General features: G+C 60.0%; 16 protein-coding genes and 1 pseudogene. 9 read left to right on the top strand and 8 right to left on the bottom strand.

Going from position 1 to position 17,781, the window contains the following annotated elements; genetic code table 11:
* Positions 1-17: 17 nt before the first annotated feature.
* The 8 genes from betA to L0H65_RS03225 all read left to right on the top strand — a co-directional run bounded on the left by betA (position 18) and on the right by L0H65_RS03225 (position 8,833).
* The gene (betA, locus tag L0H65_RS03190) at positions 18-1,664 is read left to right on the top strand and encodes a choline dehydrogenase (RefSeq protein ID WP_301457380.1); all 1,647 of its coding nucleotides are present in this window, start codon (positions 18-20) and stop codon (positions 1,662-1,664) included.
* A gap of 72 nt (positions 1,665-1,736) precedes the next feature.
* Complete coding sequence (locus L0H65_RS03195) at positions 1,737-2,954, top strand: multidrug effflux MFS transporter (protein WP_301457362.1); 1,218 nt, start codon at positions 1,737-1,739, stop codon at positions 2,952-2,954.
* A gap of 183 nt (positions 2,955-3,137) precedes the next feature.
* Positions 3,138-4,664, top strand: a complete 1,527-nt coding sequence (locus tag L0H65_RS03200; protein WP_301457363.1) for an acyl-CoA carboxylase subunit beta — start codon at positions 3,138-3,140, stop codon at positions 4,662-4,664.
* 76 nt (positions 4,665-4,740) lie between these two features.
* Positions 4,741-5,127, top strand: coding sequence for a DUF6497 family protein (locus tag L0H65_RS03205; RefSeq protein ID WP_301457364.1), 387 nt, complete (start codon positions 4,741-4,743; stop codon positions 5,125-5,127).
* Positions 5,128-5,563: 436 nt separating this feature from the next.
* A complete protein-coding gene (locus L0H65_RS03210; protein ID WP_301457365.1) occupies positions 5,564-5,965 on the top strand; it encodes a hypothetical protein in 402 nt (133 codons plus the stop codon).
* Positions 5,966-6,254: 289 nt separating this feature from the next.
* The gene (locus tag L0H65_RS03215; protein ID WP_301457366.1) at positions 6,255-6,485 is read left to right on the top strand and encodes a hypothetical protein; all 231 of its coding nucleotides are present in this window, start codon (positions 6,255-6,257) and stop codon (positions 6,483-6,485) included.
* A 120-nt stretch (positions 6,486-6,605) separates the two neighbouring features.
* Positions 6,606-8,609: an acetyl/propionyl/methylcrotonyl-CoA carboxylase subunit alpha gene (locus L0H65_RS03220; RefSeq protein WP_301457367.1), complete on the top strand. Its 2,004-nt coding sequence runs from the start codon at positions 6,606-6,608 to the stop codon at positions 8,607-8,609.
* A complete protein-coding gene (locus L0H65_RS03225; RefSeq protein WP_301457368.1) occupies positions 8,609-8,833 on the top strand; it encodes a hypothetical protein in 225 nt (74 codons plus the stop codon). The genes L0H65_RS03220 and L0H65_RS03225 overlap by 1 nt, the downstream gene beginning before the upstream one ends.
* 16 nt (positions 8,834-8,849) lie before the next feature.
* On the opposite strand, the gene L0H65_RS03230 is transcribed toward L0H65_RS03225, so the two are convergent.
* Positions 8,850-9,287, bottom strand: coding sequence for a DUF4174 domain-containing protein (locus L0H65_RS03230; protein ID WP_301457370.1), 438 nt, complete (start codon positions 9,285-9,287; stop codon positions 8,850-8,852).
* A 96-nt stretch (positions 9,288-9,383) separates the two neighbouring features.
* Between L0H65_RS03230 and scpA the strand changes: the two genes are divergently transcribed.
* Entirely contained in the window at positions 9,384-11,513 is a 2,130-nt protein-coding gene (gene scpA, locus L0H65_RS03235; RefSeq protein WP_301457371.1) for a methylmalonyl-CoA mutase, read from the top strand.
* Positions 11,514-11,642: 129 nt separating this feature from the next.
* Here scpA and L0H65_RS03240 read toward each other — a convergent pair whose 3' ends face one another.
* From L0H65_RS03240 to ppk1, 7 genes and pseudogenes are all read right to left on the bottom strand, one after another.
* Positions 11,643-12,068 (bottom strand): AAA+ family ATPase, encoded by a 426-nt coding sequence (locus L0H65_RS03240; protein WP_301457372.1) that lies wholly within the window; start codon positions 12,066-12,068, stop codon positions 11,643-11,645.
* Positions 12,058-13,161, bottom strand: coding sequence for an endonuclease/exonuclease/phosphatase family protein (locus tag L0H65_RS03245; protein ID WP_301457373.1), 1,104 nt, complete (start codon positions 13,159-13,161; stop codon positions 12,058-12,060). The genes L0H65_RS03240 and L0H65_RS03245 overlap by 11 nt, the downstream gene beginning before the upstream one ends.
* A pseudogene (locus L0H65_RS03250) lies at positions 13,142-13,788 on the bottom strand (TerB family tellurite resistance protein). The gene L0H65_RS03245 and the pseudogene L0H65_RS03250 overlap by 20 nt, the downstream one beginning before the upstream one ends.
* Before the next feature lie 31 nt (positions 13,789-13,819).
* Positions 13,820-14,311: a GNAT family N-acetyltransferase gene (locus L0H65_RS03255; RefSeq protein ID WP_301457374.1), complete on the bottom strand. Its 492-nt coding sequence runs from the start codon at positions 14,309-14,311 to the stop codon at positions 13,820-13,822.
* Positions 14,308-14,922 (bottom strand): VOC family protein, encoded by a 615-nt coding sequence (locus L0H65_RS03260; RefSeq protein ID WP_301457376.1) that lies wholly within the window; start codon positions 14,920-14,922, stop codon positions 14,308-14,310. The genes L0H65_RS03255 and L0H65_RS03260 overlap by 4 nt, the downstream gene beginning before the upstream one ends.
* The gene (locus L0H65_RS03265) at positions 14,909-16,483 is read right to left on the bottom strand and encodes a Ppx/GppA family phosphatase (RefSeq protein WP_301457377.1); all 1,575 of its coding nucleotides are present in this window, start codon (positions 16,481-16,483) and stop codon (positions 14,909-14,911) included. Before L0H65_RS03265 ends, L0H65_RS03260 begins: the two co-directional genes overlap by 14 nt.
* 137 nt (positions 16,484-16,620) lie before the next feature.
* Positions 16,621-17,781: polyphosphate kinase 1 (gene ppk1, locus L0H65_RS03270; RefSeq protein ID WP_301457378.1), on the bottom strand; the 1,161-nt coding region annotated here is incomplete at its 5' end.

Below are 17,781 nucleotides of genomic sequence, written 5' to 3' on the forward strand. Positions count from 1 at the left end.
AAGGACTGAGAGACAGCATGCAAGCGGATTATGTGATTGTTGGCGCGGGCTCGGCGGGCTGCGCGATGGCGTATCGGTTGGGCGAGGCGGGGGCTTCGGTCATCGTGATCGAGTTTGGTGGCAGCGATGTCGGACCCTTCATCCAGATGCCTGCGGCGCTGTCCTATCCGATGAATATGCCGATCTATGACTGGGGCATGAAATCCGAACCGGAACCGCATCTTGGTGGGCGGGTGCTGGTGACGCCGCGCGGCAAGGTGATCGGGGGATCATCCTCGATCAATGGCATGGTCTATGTGCGCGGCCATGCCAAGGATTTCGACCATTGGGCCGATACCGGGGCCGATGGCTGGGCCTATGCCGATGTCTTGCCCTATTTTCGCCGGATGGAGCATTGGCACGGCGGCACCTCGGAGTATCGTGGCAGCGATGGTCCCTTGCACATCTCGCGCGGGCCACGCGAAAACCCGCTGTTTGACGCCTTCATTCAGGCGGGTGCGCAGGCAGGCTATGCGGTGACGCAGGACTATAATGGGGCGCGGCAAGAAGGGTTCGGCCCGATGGAAGCCACGATCCACAACGGCCAACGTTGGTCTGCCGCCAATGCCTATCTGAAACCGGCGTTGAAGCGCGGAAATGTGACGCTGGTTCGGGGTCTTGCCCGCAAAGTGGTGATCGTTGACGGGCGTGCAACGGGAGTGGAGATTTCGCGCGGCAGTTCGGTCGAGGTGATTTTGGCACGCAAAGAGGTGATCCTCGCCGCTTCCAGCCTCAATTCGCCGAAACTTCTGATGCTGTCGGGTATCGGCCCCGCCGCGCATTTGGCGGAACATGGGATCGGTGTGATCGCGGATCGCCCCGGCGTTGGCAGCAATTTGCAGGACCATCTGGAGGTCTATATGCAATTCGCCAGCAAGCAGCCGATCACACTTTATAAATACTGGAACCTGATCGGCAAGGCGCTGATCGGCGCGCAATGGCTGTTGACCCGCAAAGGGCTTGGCGCGTCGAACCAGTTTGAGGCCTGTGGCTTCATCCGCTCGAACAAAGGCGTGGAATACCCTGATATCCAGTATCATTTCCTGCCAATAGCTGTGCGCTACGATGGCAAGGTCAGTGCCGAAGGTCATGGCTTCCAGGTGCATACCGGCCCAATGCGCAGCCCGTCGCGAGGCACTGTCCGCTTGCGCTCTGCCGATCCCGCAGCAAACCCGGTGATCCGCTTCAACTACATGTCCGAACCGCAGGACTGGGAGGATTTCCGCGCCTGCATCCGCCTGACGCGGGAGGTGTTCGCGCAAGCCGCGATGGAGCCTTTCGTCAAACATGAGATACAGCCGGGCGCGGCTGTGCAAACCGATGCCGAGATCGACGATTTTATCCGCGAACATGCCGAAAGCGCCTATCATCCCTGCGGCACCGCACGGATGGGTCGGCGCGATGACCGGATGGCCGTGGTCGACCCGGAATGTCGGGTGATCGGGGTTGACGGATTGCGCCTTGCCGACAGTTCTATCTTCCCGCGCATCACTAACGGCAACTTGAATGGCCCGTCGAGCATGGTCGGCGAAAAGGCCGCCGATCACATTCTGGCGCGCGCGCCGTTGGCCCCGATGAACCTTGCGCCAGAGATGAATCCCGATTGGCCCGACCAGCAGCGCTAAGGGACCGGCTTTGCAGGCGAAGACATGGTTTCCCCGATGGACAGCCCCGCGCGTTCATCGTAGCACGGGTCTATGATCAAGCCCCCCCATGTCCGGTATTTCGACAGGACCACCGCCCCGCATCTGACCACGCTTGTCCTGATGGCGGGCGTTGCCGCGATGTCGCTGAACATATTTCTGCCCTCACTGCCGTCGATGGCACGGTATTTTGATGTCGATTACGCCATGGTACAGCTTTCGCTGTCGCTTTATCTTGCTGCGACGGCGGTGTTGCAGGTCTTTGTCGGCCCGATTTCGGATCGGTTTGGCCGCCGCCCGGTGATGCTGGTCGCCACGGCGATCTTCACGCTGGCATCAGTGGGCACGTTGCTCGCGCCCAATTACGGCATCTTCCTGGCCTGCCGCCTGTCGCAGGCGGCAATCGCTTCCGGGTTCGTGTTGTCGCGGGCGGCGGTGCGGGACATGGTGCCGCAGGATCAGGCGGCCTCGATGATCGGCTATGTTGCAATGGGGATGGCGATGGTGCCGATGGCCGCGCCCGTTGTCGGTGGCGCGCTTGACGGGCTGTTCGGCTGGCAGGCGTCCTTCGTGCTGCTCACGCTCGCGGGTGCGCTCAGCTTTACAGTGATCTTTTTCGACATGGGTGAAACTGCGACAACCCGCGCCAGCAGCCTGACCGCGCAGTTCCGTCAATACCCGGCCTTGCTTTTGTCGCAACGCTTTTGGGGTTATAGCCTGTCCGCCGCGTTTGCCTCGGGCGCGTTCTTTTCCTATCTGGGTGGCGCGCCCTATGTCGGGACCATTTTTTACAAGATGGACCCGACGACGCTGGGACTTTATTTCGGCGCTCCTGCGGTGGGCTATATGGCCGGCAATTACCTTTCGGGGCGCTACACTGTTCGGGTCGGGATCAACCGGATGATCATGGCCGGAGCATGGGTCTGCACCACGGGAATGGCGCTGCTGGCCGTGCTGGAATGGGCGGTGGGCGCCGGGCAGAACGTGTTTTTCGGCGCAATGATCTTTGTCGGCATCGGCAACGGTTTGTTGACGCCAAGCGCCAATGCCGGGATGCTTTCGGTCCGGCCAGATCTGGCAGGTTCTGCCGCAGGGCTTGGAGGCGCGTTCCAGATTGCTGTCGGGGCGGCGCTTTCGGCTTTGGCCGGCTATATTCTTGGCCCCGATACTGGCCCGATGCCATTGATTCTGCTGATGTTGCTCACCTCATCCGCCGCGATTGGGTGCATCCTTTGGGTGAAGCGGCGGCAGCGGCAGGTGGACGGGATCTGACCACCGCACACGGAAGTTTACTGCGGCGTTTGCCGGGCCGCAAACAGGATTTCGGCGCAGCGCGAACCCGGCACGGGCGATTTGCCTTTGCAATCGGATGATTGCTTTGCAAATTGTCTCAATTCTGCTTTCGGTTGCTGAATTCTGCCGCTAAATTGCCGGAGCACAATGCGGAGGGCGACGATGAAAGACATATTGCAAGAGCTTGAAGACCGTCGCCGTGTCGCGCGTCAGGGTGGCGGTGAACGCCGGGTCGCGGCACAGCATGCAAAAGGCAAGCTGAGCGCGCGGGAGCGGATAGAGTTGTTGCTCGACGAAGGCTCGTTCGAGGAATTCGATATGTTCGTCGCCCATCGCAGCAGCGATTTCGGGATGGAAAAGGATCGCCCGCCGGGGGATGGCGTAGTAACCGGTTGGGGTACGGTGAATGGCCGTCTGATCTATGTTTTCAGTCAGGATTTCACGGTGTTCGGCGGATCACTTTCAGAAACCCACGCGCAGAAGATTTGCAAGATCATGGACATGGCGCTGCAAAACGGTGCTCCGGTGATCGGGATGAATGATTCTGGTGGTGCGCGGATTCAGGAAGGCGTCAACAGCCTTGCCGGCTACGCCGAGGTATTTCAGCGCAACATCATGGCCTCCGGCGTGGTGCCGCAGATCAGCCTGATCATGGGACCATGCGCGGGAGGTGCGGTTTACAGCCCGGCGATGACGGATTTCATCTTCATGGTGAAGGACAGCTCCTATATGTTCGTCACCGGCCCGGATGTGGTGAAAACCGTGACGAATGAGGTGGTCACCGCTGAAGAATTGGGCGGGGCCAGCACCCACACCAAAAAGTCTTCGGTCGCCGATGGTGCCTATGAAAACGATGTGGAGGCCTTGGCCGAAACCCGGCGCCTGATTGATTTTTTGCCGCTGTCGAACCGCGAACGTGCGCCGGTGCGTCCGTTCTTTGACAACCCGCTCCGGGTGGAGCCGAGCCTTGACACGCTGATCCCCGACAATCCCCACCAGCCCTATGATATGAAGGAATTGATCCTCAAGCTGGCGGATGAGGGCGATTTCTTCGAAATTCAGGCCGCGTTTGCCGGGAATATTGTTATTGGCTTTATCCGGATCGAAGGCCAATCGGTCGGCGTCGTGGCCAATCAGCCGATGGTGCTGGCCGGGTGTCTCGACATCGACAGCTCTCGCAAGGCCGCGCGGTTTGTGCGCTTTTGCGATGCGTTCGAGATCCCGATTCTGACGCTGGTGGACGTGCCCGGCTTCCTGCCCGGTACAAGCCAGGAATACGGCGGCGTGATCAAACATGGCGCGAAACTGCTGTTTGCATACGGAGAGGCGACGGTGCCGAAAGTGACGGTGATCACCCGCAAGGCCTACGGCGGCGCTTATGATGTGATGGCGTCAAAACATCTGCGCGGCGATTTCAACTATGCCTGGCCGACAGCGGAAATTGCGGTGATGGGGGCAAAGGGTGCGACCGAAATCATCTATCGCGGCAAAACGGCAGAGGAGATTGCCGAACGCGCGACGGAATATGAGGCACGCTTTGCCACGCCTTTTGTCGCAGCGGAACGTGGCTTCATTGACGAGGTGATCATGCCGCAGTCAACGCGCCGCCGGATTTCCCGCGCTTTCGCCAGTCTGCGCGGCAAGAAGTTGAGCAATCCCTGGAAGAAACACGATAATATTCCCTTGTAACTCAATCAGTTGCAATGCGCAGGTCGCGGTTTTCGCGGCAGGTGGGTCATGATGGATTTAGCGGGAGGGGGCAGCGATGACCGGGGCAGTGACAGAGGCGGACGGCTTGGCAACCGCGGCGGATGGCACGCCGGTTGCGGTTCCGTCCGGGCAGGCGCTCAGCTTGCAGGATGTGATCTGGGAAGATGACAGCGGTGACGGCAGCCTGCTGCGCGCCCGCTTTGTCGCACCACAAATCGCGCGCGGGCAGGGCGGGCTGGATGAGGAAACGGTGCAAGTGGACATGCAATTCCTGTGCGAGAGTTTCGTTTTGACCCGGTTGCCGAAGAACAGGGTTCCCGCGCATGTGATCATATCGCTATCGGACCGCGCCTTGCCTTTCGGCGAAGCTGACCCCGAGGCAACCCAATTGTTCGAGTCCTATGCGATCGACAAAGGGGCCTGCATATGGGAGTTTTATTGATGCAGACACAAGATATTGCGGGATGGGGCGGGTTTGCACAGTCGCGTGATGTAGGCAAGCCACAACCCGCCAACTTACACAATCTCTGGTGTCTTTCGCAGGGGCGACAGGTTATTGTTTCCTCAGGCCGAACCCAAGCGGCCGATACCTCGCATTTGGGGCGCAGAGCGGAACAATCCGCCAAGCCTACCCCACAAGAAACTAGGAGTAGAGGATGTCGACGAGCACGAAAACAATTCTCGCACTTTGCACGGTTGTCTATTTGGCAGCCTGCGGTGCAAAAGAGCCGGAAACCGTCTATATTGAAGACTCGGCCGCGGTCTCAACCGAACCGACCTACACAGGCAAATACAAGTAATTCAGAAGGGCGGGCCTTTGGCGCAGCGCGCGCCACGCTCGCCCTTTTTCTGACCAACGCTCACCTTGGCGGTGCAGTATGATCAAGCATCGCGGCTTTCCGGGGCGTTTGCCTTCGTCCGACTTCCAGTTCGTCATCCGCCGCGCCAATAAGGCGGGCGCGACCAAGATCATTCGACGCGAACGCTATCGCGACCGTTCCAACGTGGACCGGGCCGCAGATGAAGGTTTTGTGAAAGCGATCTGGCAGCATTTTGGTGAGGAACCGTTTGAGCGTGGCAATCTTGATGCCGGTCGGTTGTCGTGGTTGTTCGGTCGCGAAGTTATTGCGGCGGAAGATCCATTCGATCCAGAGAGTTATGACGCATTGTTGAGGCTGAATGTTAAGGTGGCCGAAGCCTCTTTTCCCAAGGTTTTCGCGCCCGATCAGCCCGCCGAGGACGTGGATGACTGGGCGGATTGGGATGATGAGGACGAATAGGCATGATCCTGCGCATCCCGATCACAATTTCGCGTGAATTTGCTGCGGCCCACGCAGCGTTCTTTGCCGAACCGACCGCGCCACTTGGTACTAGAATTTCAGTAAAATGTAGCGATATCAACAGGAAACGCGGCATTGATACGACAGTTCACCATGCTGTTGTTACAAGCGCGGGTCGGATAGAGGCTCTCTTTCACGTTGCTTCGATACCGCGCGTTTTTCGCTTTGATTCTCGCGCAGAAACGATAGACTCAGGTGCAATAAAAACCCAAACAAGAGGCTTGGCAGTATGCGTAAATCCCCCTTCATCTTCGCGACAATCGCCGCAATTACCCTTGCGGGCTGTGTCCAGAACAGTAATTCACCGACCAATAACGCGGCGGTGCGTACCCTTGGCGGTGCCGCAGCAGGCGCCCTTATTGCCGATGCGACCGGCGGCAGCAAAACCAAAGGCGCCCTCGTCGGGGCCGTTGTCGGCGGCGTTTCCTGTGGCGTTCCGGGCCTTCCGGCCTGCTACTGACGCCAACCTGATCGCGCCGCGCATCAGCGGCGCTGCATCGAACACAAGGCCATTCGGGGATCCCCCCGGATGGCCTTTTTGCTTAGCTTGCGCCAACGACGTGAACGAAAAGGGACCGAGATGTTCAAGAAGATCCTGATTGCCAACCGCGGCGAAATTGCCTGCCGCGTCATCAAAACCGCCCGCGCGATGGGGATCAAGACGGTAGCGGTTTATTCTGACGCCGACCGCAACGCGCTTCATGTCCGCATGGCGGATGAGGCGGTGCACATTGGCCCGGCACCGGCCAACCAATCCTATATCGTGATTGACAAGATCATGGATGCCGTTCGCAAAACCGGGGCGGAGGCGGTGCATCCGGGTTATGGCTTTCTAAGCGAAAACATGAACTTTGCTGCTGCTTTGGAGAAGGAAGGTGTGGTGTTCATCGGCCCGCCATCCCCGGCAATCGAGGCCATGGGCGACAAGATCACCTCCAAGAAACTGGCGATGGAGGCCGGGGTTTCGACTGTGCCCGGCTATATGGGCGTCATCGCCGATGCCGATGAAGCGGTCAAGATCAGTGGAGAAGTGGGTTATCCGGTGATGATCAAGGCCTCTGCTGGTGGCGGCGGCAAGGGGATGCGGATCGCGTGGTCGGAGTCCGAGGTCAAGGAAGGTTTTGAGTCCTCCAGGAATGAGGCGGCGAACAGTTTTGGCGATGACCGCATTTTCATTGAGAAGTTCGTAACACAACCGCGTCATATTGAAATTCAGGTGCTGGCCGACAAACACGGCAATTGCGTCTATTTGCACGAACGCGAATGCAGTATCCAACGCCGCAATCAGAAGGTGATCGAGGAGGCGCCAAGCCCGTTTCTGGACGCTGCAACCCGCAAAGCGATGGGCGAGCAGGCCTGTGCACTTGCGCAAGCGGTTGGCTATACCTCTGCCGGGACGGTGGAGTTCATCGTCGACGGCAATAGAAACTTCTATTTTCTTGAAATGAACACCCGTTTGCAGGTGGAACATCCGGTGACCGAACTGATTACCGGCGTGGATCTGGTGGAACAGATGATCCGGGTGGCGAATGGAGAGAAGCTGCCTTTCGCGCAGAAAGACCTGAAAATCAACGGCTGGGCGATGGAAAGCCGGCTGTATGCTGAAGACCCTTATCGTGGCTTTCTGCCCTCCATTGGCCGTCTCACCCGCTATCGCCCGCCGGTCGAAGGGCCGACCGCAGGCGGCGGTATCGTGCGCAATGATACTGGCGTGTTCGAGGGCGGCGAGATCAGCATGTTCTACGACCCGATGATTGCCAAGCTCTGTACCTGGGGAAAAACCCGAACGGATGCGATCGCGGAAATGCGACTGGCGCTTGACACGTTCGAGGTGGAGGGCATTGGCCACAACCTGCCGTTCTGTTCGGCGGTGATGGACCATCCGCGCTTTGTGTCCGGTGAAATCACCACGGCGTTCATTGCCGAGGAATATCCCGATGGGTTTACCGGCGTGATGCTTGACAGTGCAACCCTGCGTCGGGTGGTGGCTGCGGCGGCGGCGATGAACCGGGTTGCCGAAATCCGACGCACCCGGATTTCCGGCACGATGGACAACCATGAACGCAAGATCGGCACCGAATGGAACGTCAAACTGCAAGGTGAAAGCCACGATGTCACCATCGCGGCGGATCGGGCCGGGTCTACTGTGCATTTCGCCGACGGGGCGGAGATGCGGGTCGAAAGCGACTGGACGCCGGGGCAGCCTTTGGCGCGCCTGACGGTGAATGGTAAACCCTTGGTGATGAAAGTCGGCAAAGCGCCGTCCGGCTTCCGCTTGCGCCTGCGCGGCGCGGATTTCATTTGCCATGTGCGCACGCCACGGCAAGCGGAGCTGGCGGCGTTGATGTTGGAGAAGTCGGCGCCGGATACCTCGAAATTCCTGCTTTGCCCGATGCCCGGGCTGGTGGTGAAGATCAATGTCGCCGTGGGGGATGAGGTGCAGCAGGGGCAAGCGCTTGCCACGGTCGAGGCGATGAAGATGGAAAACATCCTGCGCGCCGAGCGGAAAGGCGTGGTGAAAGCGGTGAACGCGGCCGCCGGGGCCAGCCTGCGAGTGGATGATGTGATCATGGAGTTTGAGTAATGGCGCTTATCGAAATACTCGCCCCGGTCGAAAGGCGACACCCCAAAAAACATGAACCCGTCGAGGCAGGATTTCAGATTTTTGAGGTAGGCGGCCAGACCTATCTACAGATTGTCACATACGGGACGTCTGAACGGCAAATAAAGGGCGTCGTAAGCCAGACAATTCAATTCGGCCCGGACGGTATTGCAGCTTTGCGTGATGTATTGAAGACGTTGCCATGAATGCTCGGCGCAGGCATCATCGACCCGACGGATACCGCTCCAACATTTCCTGCCGCGCCAGTGGAAACTTGTCGATGGCGCGAGTGATTTCGCGCACGTCCCATGGCCGGGGTTTGCGAATCTCCACACCGCCGTCCTTGTCCATCAGCACCAACGAGAACCCGCGCGGCCGTAGCTTCTTGCGGACAAAACTTGCGCCTGCCGGGTCGGTATCCACGATCACCACCACGTCACGTTCGGCCAGCGCCGCCGGGCGCTGTGACAGGAATTCGATCTGCGTGGTAAAGGCCGGGTCGTTCGGGCTGTCGGCGAAGACCACAATCGGACGCTTGAGCCACAAAAACTCTGCCAGTGTCACGCCCTGTGCGTCGATCAGGACCAGCGGTTCCGCCGGTTCCGCTGCCGCTGCGAATGGAAGAAAAACAGTCAGAACAAGAATTTGAAGTCGTTTCATGCGGTCTCCCTTTCCCATGATATAGGGGGTCTTGGCCGTAAACCAAAGCAAGATCGTCAAAGGCACAGCCCTTTGTCCAGAATGAAGGAAAACGCCATGAGTGATGCGATGAAATCCTGGGCCGCGCTTGCGCAAAAGGAACTGAAGGGTCGCGATCCGGTCACGCTGACATGGGAAACGCTGGAAGGCATCAAGGTCAAACCCTTGTACACCGAGGCCGATATCGCGGATCTGCCGCATATGGGCGGCGTGCCGGGCGTGGCGCCGTTCACCCGTGGGGTGCGGGCGACGATGTACGCGGGGCGCCCCTGGACCATCCGGCAATATGCGGGCTTTTCCACGGCGGAGGCGTCGAACGCGTTTTACCGCAAGGCACTTGCTGCCGGTCAGCAAGGCGTTTCGGTCGCCTTCGATCTGGCAACCCATCGCGGCTACGACAGTGATCATCCGCGCGTCGAAGGCGATGTCGGCAAGGCCGGGGTGGCAATCGACTCGGTTGAGGATATGAAAATCCTGTTCGACGGCATTCCATTGGACAAGGTTTCGGTGTCGATGACGATGAATGGTGCGGTGATCCCGATTCTGGCAAGTTTCATCGTAACCGGGGAAGAACAGGGCCATTCGCGCGACCTGCTGTCCGGCACCATCCAGAATGACATCCTCAAGGAATTTATGGTGCGCAACACCTATGTCTATCCGCCCGAGGCGTCGATGCGGATCATCGCTGATATTATTGAATACACATCGGCCGAGATGCCGAAATTCAACTCGATCTCGATCTCCGGCTATCACATGCAGGAGGCGGGGGCGAACCTGGTGCAGGAACTGGCCTATACCCTTGCCGATGGCCGCGAATATGTGCGCGCGGCGATTGCGCGCGGCATGGATGCCGATGCGTTTGCCGGGCGTTTGTCGTTTTTCTTCGCCATCGGGATGAATTTCTTCATGGAAGCGGCGAAACTGCGCGCCGCCCGCTTGCTCTGGCACCGGATCATGACCGAGTTTGGTGCGAAAAAAACCGGCAGCCTGATGTTGCGCACCCATTGCCAAACCTCCGGCGTCAGCTTGCAAGAACAAGACCCCTATAACAACGTCATCCGCACGGCGTATGAGGCGATGGCGGCGGCGCTCGGCGGCACCCAATCGCTGCACACCAACGCGCTGGATGAGGCGATTGCGCTCCCGACGGAGTTTTCTGCGCGAATTGCGCGCAATACCCAGTTGATCTTGCAAGAAGAAACCGGAATCACCCATGTCATTGATCCACTCGCAGGCAGCTACTACGTTGAAAGCCTGACCGCGCAACTGGCCGATGAAGCATGGAAGTTGCTCGAGGAAGTGGAGGCGATGGGCGGCATGACCAAAGCGGTCGCCACCGGCATGCCGAAGCTGCGGATCGAGGAAACAGCCGCCCGCCGCCAAGCCATGATCGACCGCGGCGAAGAGGTGATTGTCGGCGTCAACAAATACCGGCTGGCACAACAGGATCACATCGACATTCTGGATATCGACAATGTGGCCGTTCGCGACAGCCAGATCAAACGCCTGACCACGATGCGCGAAACCCGCGATCAGGCCAAAACTGATGCCGCACTCAATGAACTGGCGCGACGCGCCACCGAAGGCGGCAATCTGCTCGCAGCGGCGGTGGACGCCGCGCGCGCGCGCGCATCTGTCGGGGAAATCAGCATGGCAATGGAAAAGGCCTTCGGCCGCCACCGCGCCGAGGTGAAAACCCTCGCCGGTGTTTATGGTGCAGCCTATGCAGGCGACACCGGATTCGCCGCGATCCAGAAAGATGTGGAGGATTTCGCGGAGGAGGAGGGCCGCCGACCGCGCATGCTGGTGGTCAAGATGGGGCAGGACGGCCATGATCGCGGCGCGAAGGTCATCGCCACCGCCTTTGCCGATATTGGTTTTGATGTCGATGTCGGCCCCTTGTTTCAAACGCCCGAGGAAGCAGCGCAGGACGCGATTGACAATGATGTGCATATCATCGGCATCTCCTCCCAGGCAGCGGGCCACAAGACGCTTGCGCCGAAACTGGTCAAGGCTTTAAACGCCGCCGGGGCGGGCGATATTCTGGTGGTTTGCGGCGGCGTCATCCCGCAGCAGGATTACCGCTTCCTTTATGACGCTGGCGTCAAGGCAATCTTCGGCCCCGGCACCAATATCCCGGAAGCCGCCAAGGATATCCTGCGCCTGATCCGCGCTGCAAAACACTGAAACACTCTGCGCTCATTCATCTTGGCAAAAATACCTTCGGTGGGTGAGGCGCTATGCGCCGAGGGGGGCAGACAGCCCCCCTTAACGCCGCTCCAGCACGGCCAACAAACAAAAAAAGTTGCGTCCGCGTTACAACTCAATCTGTCCGTCCGGCGACATGGCATTGGGTGGGTTCGCCTCCGGGATCGGCAGTTTTGGCGGCGGTGCACCTGCTTTGCGGCGGATCAGGATGTCACCATTGGGCAGTTGCACCGGCGGCTCATAATTCTGCACATCGCCGATCATCCCGGCCAGTTCACGCGCCATCGGCTCCATCTCTTTCAAGGCCTTGGCCATATCGTCGAGCGCAGGCTCCATATCCTGCATCAACCCGTCGAACAGCAGGCGCAAGCCGCGTTCCATCAGGCCCAATCCCTCATCGCGCGTCTCACCGCCATCATTGGGCGGGGTCTGGCCGAACACGGGCAGCGCCGGTGCAAGACCAAGCGAAAGGCACAGCAGAAAAGGGGCGGTGAAACGGGTCATCTGGGCAATATGGGGTGTGTCACGCTGCATTTCCAGCCCCTTGGCGCTGCAAGATCAGATCAATCGTTACCGGGAAATGGTCAGATGCGGTCATCAGCGCATCGCGCAGCGCCGGCGTTTTCCAACAGAGCGGGTCATCCATCGGGTGCCAGATGCGCCAATGCGGTGCAAGCGCGGCAAGGTCCGGCGACACCAGAATGAAATCCAGCAAAGCGCCGAAATAGCGTCGGTGAATACGGTCGTAGAAACGCGAGGAAGTCGGCGCCGCGCCCACCTTGCGCGAGAGCACCATTTGCGCATGCGGGTCCGTCATCTGCCGGTCGGCGGGGCCCTCAGTCGCCATCACGATCTCCACCCCCGATTTGCCGAACAGCTTTTCATAGGTGTCCAGCCCCGGCCCGTCGTTGAAATCCCCCATCACCAGCAAAGCGTCACCTGCGCTCAGATGTTCCTCCACCCGCGCGCGCAGCCACAGGCATTGCGCCAGTTGCTTGCGGCGGTTGTCGATCGCGATGCGGTTGATGTCAGCAGCCCTCTGCGCCCCATGTGGTGCCTTGGATTTCGCATGTACCCCGATCAGCCGCAACGTCTGCCCGCTCCTGAGGTCCCGAACCGCGAGTTCAAGTGGTGGTTTGGAAAAGCGGATGCTTTCGGGATGGGCGTCGACATTCAGGTCATAGCGGAAGGTGCCATCAAACCGCGCCACCCCGGGTTTCGACTTTTCATCCGGGGCCGGGCCCATTGGTGCATGGACCGCTTGCAACCGATCAGGGTCGAACAGGAACGCGATTTCCTGCTCGGTCTCGCTGACAAACCCCATGACTGCCTTGCGCGCCCGCAGACCGAAGTGCCGCGCGAATGTCTCCAACGCCGTGATGGTACTGCGATGCGATCCGGTGTCGGGGGCCTCAACCACCATCACCCCGTCGGCATCGAGTGCTGTAAACACCACCCCCAAAGCCGCGATCTGTTCGGCACGGCTGATGTCGTAACGCGCAGAAGGTTCAGCGTCCCACAGCAGTTCACCCGCATCGTTGAACAGCGTATTGAACCATTCGACATTATAGGTCGCAAGGCGCAGGTTTTCGCGTAGCGCCGGGGGATCAAGCCGCGCGTTTGCCATTGATTTCGTCCCATGCCGCATTGATGTCGATCATGCGCCGGGTTGCCATTGCAACCGCTTCCGCTGGCACGCCGCGCGCACCTCTTCCAAAGGCGTATCCCGGGCGACCCCCAACACGTCATAGGGATCACGCGGCGCATCTTCGACAAACCGCGCCCGCAACGCGCGAAAGCAGCGATCTCCGACACCGAAAATTTCCGCCACTTCGGACAAGAAGCGGTCCTCGTTCGGGTGATACTCGCCATCCGCCAAGGCGATGTGAAACAAGCCTTCCAGGAGGTCGGTCAGGATCTGGCGATTTTCCTCCGGGAACATCGCCGCGATCTTGCGGGCATAGGCGTCAAACCCCGCCACATCCTGCCGCGCCAGATTGAACACCCGCGCGGCATTCGTCTCATCCTCGGGTGCGATGATGAACAAGCGGCGGAAGGCCGCAACCTCATCGCGGGTCACATGGCCATCGGCCTTGGCCATCTTTGCCCCCAAAGCGATGACAGCGATGGTAAAGCCTACCGTGCGTTCCGGCGATTGCGGCGGCAACCCGCGCAAGCGGTCAAAAATCGCGGACAGCCCTTCGCCGGTGGCAAGGGCGGTCAAGGCGTCGTTGATGCGGGTCCAGATCGACATGGGGAAAGCATACTCCGAAGCGAAACCGCTGTCAGGTCAGGATTTTCTGCATCAGATGCAGATCCATCCAACGCCCGAACTTGAACCCGACCTGTGGCAGCACCGCGATTTCAACATAGCCCATTGCGGCGTGAAAGGCGCGGCCCGCCGGGTTTTCCGCACTGACGCCAGCAAACATCGAATGAACGCCACGATCCCGCGCGTGATCTTCCAGCGCGGTCATAAGCCTTCGCCCGAGGCCGCGCCCTCGCGCTGATTGGGTCAATGCAATGCTGTGTTCCATCGTCCGCGCATAGCCGAGACCACCGCGAAACTGGCCGTAATTTGCGAAGCCGAGGATATCCGAACCCTCTGCCGCGACCAGAAACGCATGACCGGCGCTGGCTTTCTCGGCAGTGAAGGCGCGCAGGTCTTGCGGTGTTTTTTCCTGTGAATTGAAGGTGATGGCGGTGTCGCGGATCACATGGTTCCAGATCGCGAGCACGCCTGCGCCATCTTGCTCCGTCACGTCGCGCAGGATCATGCGATCACCCGAGGCCCGTTTGGCGTGGAAAATTGCGCGCGCATTGTCTTTGCGGCACCAGAGACGATCCGTACGCGGCTGTCATCGAAAAGGCCCGAAAGCATTTGGTTCAGAGCAGCGGCATCCGGCGTCGCAATCTCCAGCCAGTCCAGCCGCACGCCACTTTCGGGAAGCCGTTGCGCCGGATGTGCGCTCCCCTGCCATTCGATCAGCGCCGGGCAGGCACCGTCAAACGGCAGGTGACCATCTTCCGGCACCGCCATGCGCCAACGCAAATCACCCCGCGCCAGTTGTTCCGGCTCGCCGACACCCGTTGGCAAAACCGCCAATGCGGCTTCCAGATCGTCACAGGCCGCGATCCAGTTCGTCAGCCGGGGGCGGCCTGCGAAATGGTCCAGATCAAACCAGCGTGGATGCGCGGGGGCCGGGGCGTCTGCATCAATCGCGATCACCTCCAGATAGATATCGCCCAGACCGAGAAGCCGGTTATGCGTCGCCATCAGCGGATGCTGCCCGCCTGGGGCAAGCGTCACGCCAAGGGCGGCTTCGACAGCGGCCACGCCGTCAGCCAGATTTGAAGCGGAAATCGCCAGATGGTCAAGCCGCAGCATTTTCTGCCCCTTCGATTACATTCGGTGTCGCGTGCATTGCCGCCGCCAGTGCCTTGAACCGCGCCTGTGTCACCTCGCCAAACAGATCCTTGCCCAAGGGTGTCAGGGTCAATTGCAACAGGCGTTTGCGCGGGAACCATTCCAGTTTCCCCGCACTTTCCGGGCCGCTGGCGGAAAACATCGCGCCAAACCGCATCGCCTTGCCAAGGATTTCGGCTTTCTGGATTTCCTCATCGCTCAGCAGCCGGAACAGCGGTTCCAGCCGCGATCCGGTGCGGCTGTTCTTGTAGCGATGCAGCAGCGCAAGACCCAGAAACACCCGGCCGGGATGGTCAAGCCCGCCCAGATTGGCGCGGGTCGCGTTGTCAAAACACACTTCGGCGCGGTAATCGGGATGCGCGCGCCAAGTGGTGTCGTGCAAAAGGCAGGCGGCCTTGATCAGGCGCATTTCTTCGGGGGGGGCATTCTTGAACAGGGGCAGCAGGAAATAATACAGCTTCTTGCCAAACCCCGGCAACCGGGCAGAGGTGATCTCTGCCGCGCGGGCCGCCTCGATCAACGGGTCGCGGGCGCGCAGTTTCTCGTGCATCTGTTCATACAAAAGCCCCTCGCGGATGCCATAGGAGGAAACGTCGATTTCCTTCGGCTTAAAGGTGCGGATCACCTCGCGCAGCACTTCGCAGGCCAAGGGCACCAGCGCCATGCGTTCCACCCCGGTTCCGGTGCGGGCGCGCAGCACCGCCGGGTCACTTTCGGCGATCCAGTCCAGCGTATCGAGCGCCTGCTGCGGCGTCATTCGATATTCGTGCAGAACCGTCAGCGGATAATTCCGCCGCTCCATATCCAGCCTTGCGATCACCCGCCAAGAGCCGCCGACAAGGTAGATGCGATCATTTTCCGGCTCGATCTTGTCTTTCAGCTTTTTCAAAACGCGGTTGATCAGCGCGCGGCGTTTTTCAACGCCGCCTTCGACCTGTTGCAGCCGGAACGGACCCAGCGGCGAGGTGGCGCGCTTGCCGACCTTGCCATTGGCGATCCGCGCCATTTCCATGGAGTTGCCGCCGATGTCGCAGACAATGCCCTTCGCCTCCGGCCAGCCGAGCAGCACGCCTTGCGCCGAAAGCCGCGCCTCCTCCTCGCCGTCGATGACCCAGAGCTTCAGTCCGGTTTTGGCCTCTACCTCTGCGGCAAAGGCAGGCCCGTCAGTGGCGTCGCGGACGGCGGCGGTGGCCACGCAGGTCAGCGGAGAAATGCCCATGCCTTTTGCCAGCACCGCAAAGCGTTTCAGCGCGATCAAGGCGCGTTTCTTGCCCTCAGCGTTCAGACAACCGGTTTCAGCCAGCCCCTTGCCAAGCCCCGCCATCAGTTTTTCGTTGTAAAAGTACGCGGGGGAGCGCGCAGCCCCGTCAAATACCACCATCCGCACCGAGTTGGAGCCGACATCGACCACGCCAAACCGGCTGAGCGCACGGGTCGAAGGATCATCCAGCAGCGAGCGGCCAAAGGGGTTGCCATCCTCCGCCCCCGATACGCTGGTGCTGGCTTGGGCAGGTTCAGACATTGTGGCCTCATATCGGTGATCCGCGCGAACTTTGCCGCGTTGCAGCGTGAAGGTCAACGGGTATGCGCAAGCCGACTCGTCGCATTTTGATACCACACGGGGTCATGCGTGCCACGGTGCGCGCAGCGAGAAACCGGTCAGGCCGGCGGATCATCCCGGCTATGGGCAAGGCGCGGCACGTCCTTGGCCCCGGCGCTGCCCCGGCCAGACAGAGACGGGTTTTCCATAAAGAAACGGTGGCAGTTGAACAATTGCCCATCCGGCGCGTTCAGGTTGCGGTGATATTCGCCATTCGGCTCCAATATCCAGCTTTGCGCCTCATCCGCCATATTTGCCGCCATGATCTGGCTGGTGATCTGGGCTTTCACGGTGGGATTATGCGCCTCCACCAGTGTTTCGACGCGGCGCGTCAGGTTGCGGCTCATCCAATCGGCGGAGGAAAAGAATACCCGCGCTTTTTTGGACGGCAGGCCATGGCCATTGCCAAAGCAGCAGATGCGCGAATGTTCCAGAAACCGCCCGACGATGGATTTCACCCTGATATTTTCGGACAGCCCTTTGATGCCGGGGCGTAGTGCGCAAATCCCGCGCACCACAAGGCTGATTTTCACCCCGGCCCCCGAAGCGGCATAAAGAGCGTCGATTATATCGGGGTCGACCAGCGCATTGACCTTGACCCAGATTTCCGCCGGCCGACCAGCGAGCGCATGTTCCACCTCTGCGGCGATCATTTCCAGCAGACGCGGTTTCAGCGTGCTGGGGGCGATGGCGATGTTCTCCAGACCTTCGGGCTGCACATAGCCCGACAGGTAATTGAACACCTTGGTCGCGTCGCGGCCCAAAGGCGCATCGCAGGTGAAGAATGACAAATCGGTATAAATCCGCGCGGTAATGGGGTGATAGTTGCCGGTGCCATAATGGGTATAAGTGACCAGGTGATCGCCTTCACGCCGGACAACGGTGCTGATTTTCGCATGGGTTTTCAGGGTCATGAAGCCGTAGACCACATGCGCCCCCGCGCGCTCCAGCCGACGCGACTGGCGGATATTGGCGGCCTCATCGAACCGGGCCTTCAACTCCACCAAAGCCGTGACCGATTTCCCCGATTCCGCTGCCTCGCACAGCGCCGAGACCACCGGGCTGTCAAGACTGGTGCGGTACAGCGTCTGCTTGATCGCCAGAACATTCGGGTCGCGCGCCGCCTGTTCCAGAAACCGGATCACCATGTCGAAGGTCTCGTAAGGGTGATGCAGAAGCATGTCCTTTTGCCGGATGGCGGCGAACATATCGCCTTCATG

The organism is Pseudorhodobacter sp. (assembly GCF_030452865.1).
In the GTDB taxonomy this organism is placed as follows: Bacteria; Pseudomonadota; Alphaproteobacteria; order Rhodobacterales; family Rhodobacteraceae; genus Pseudorhodobacter.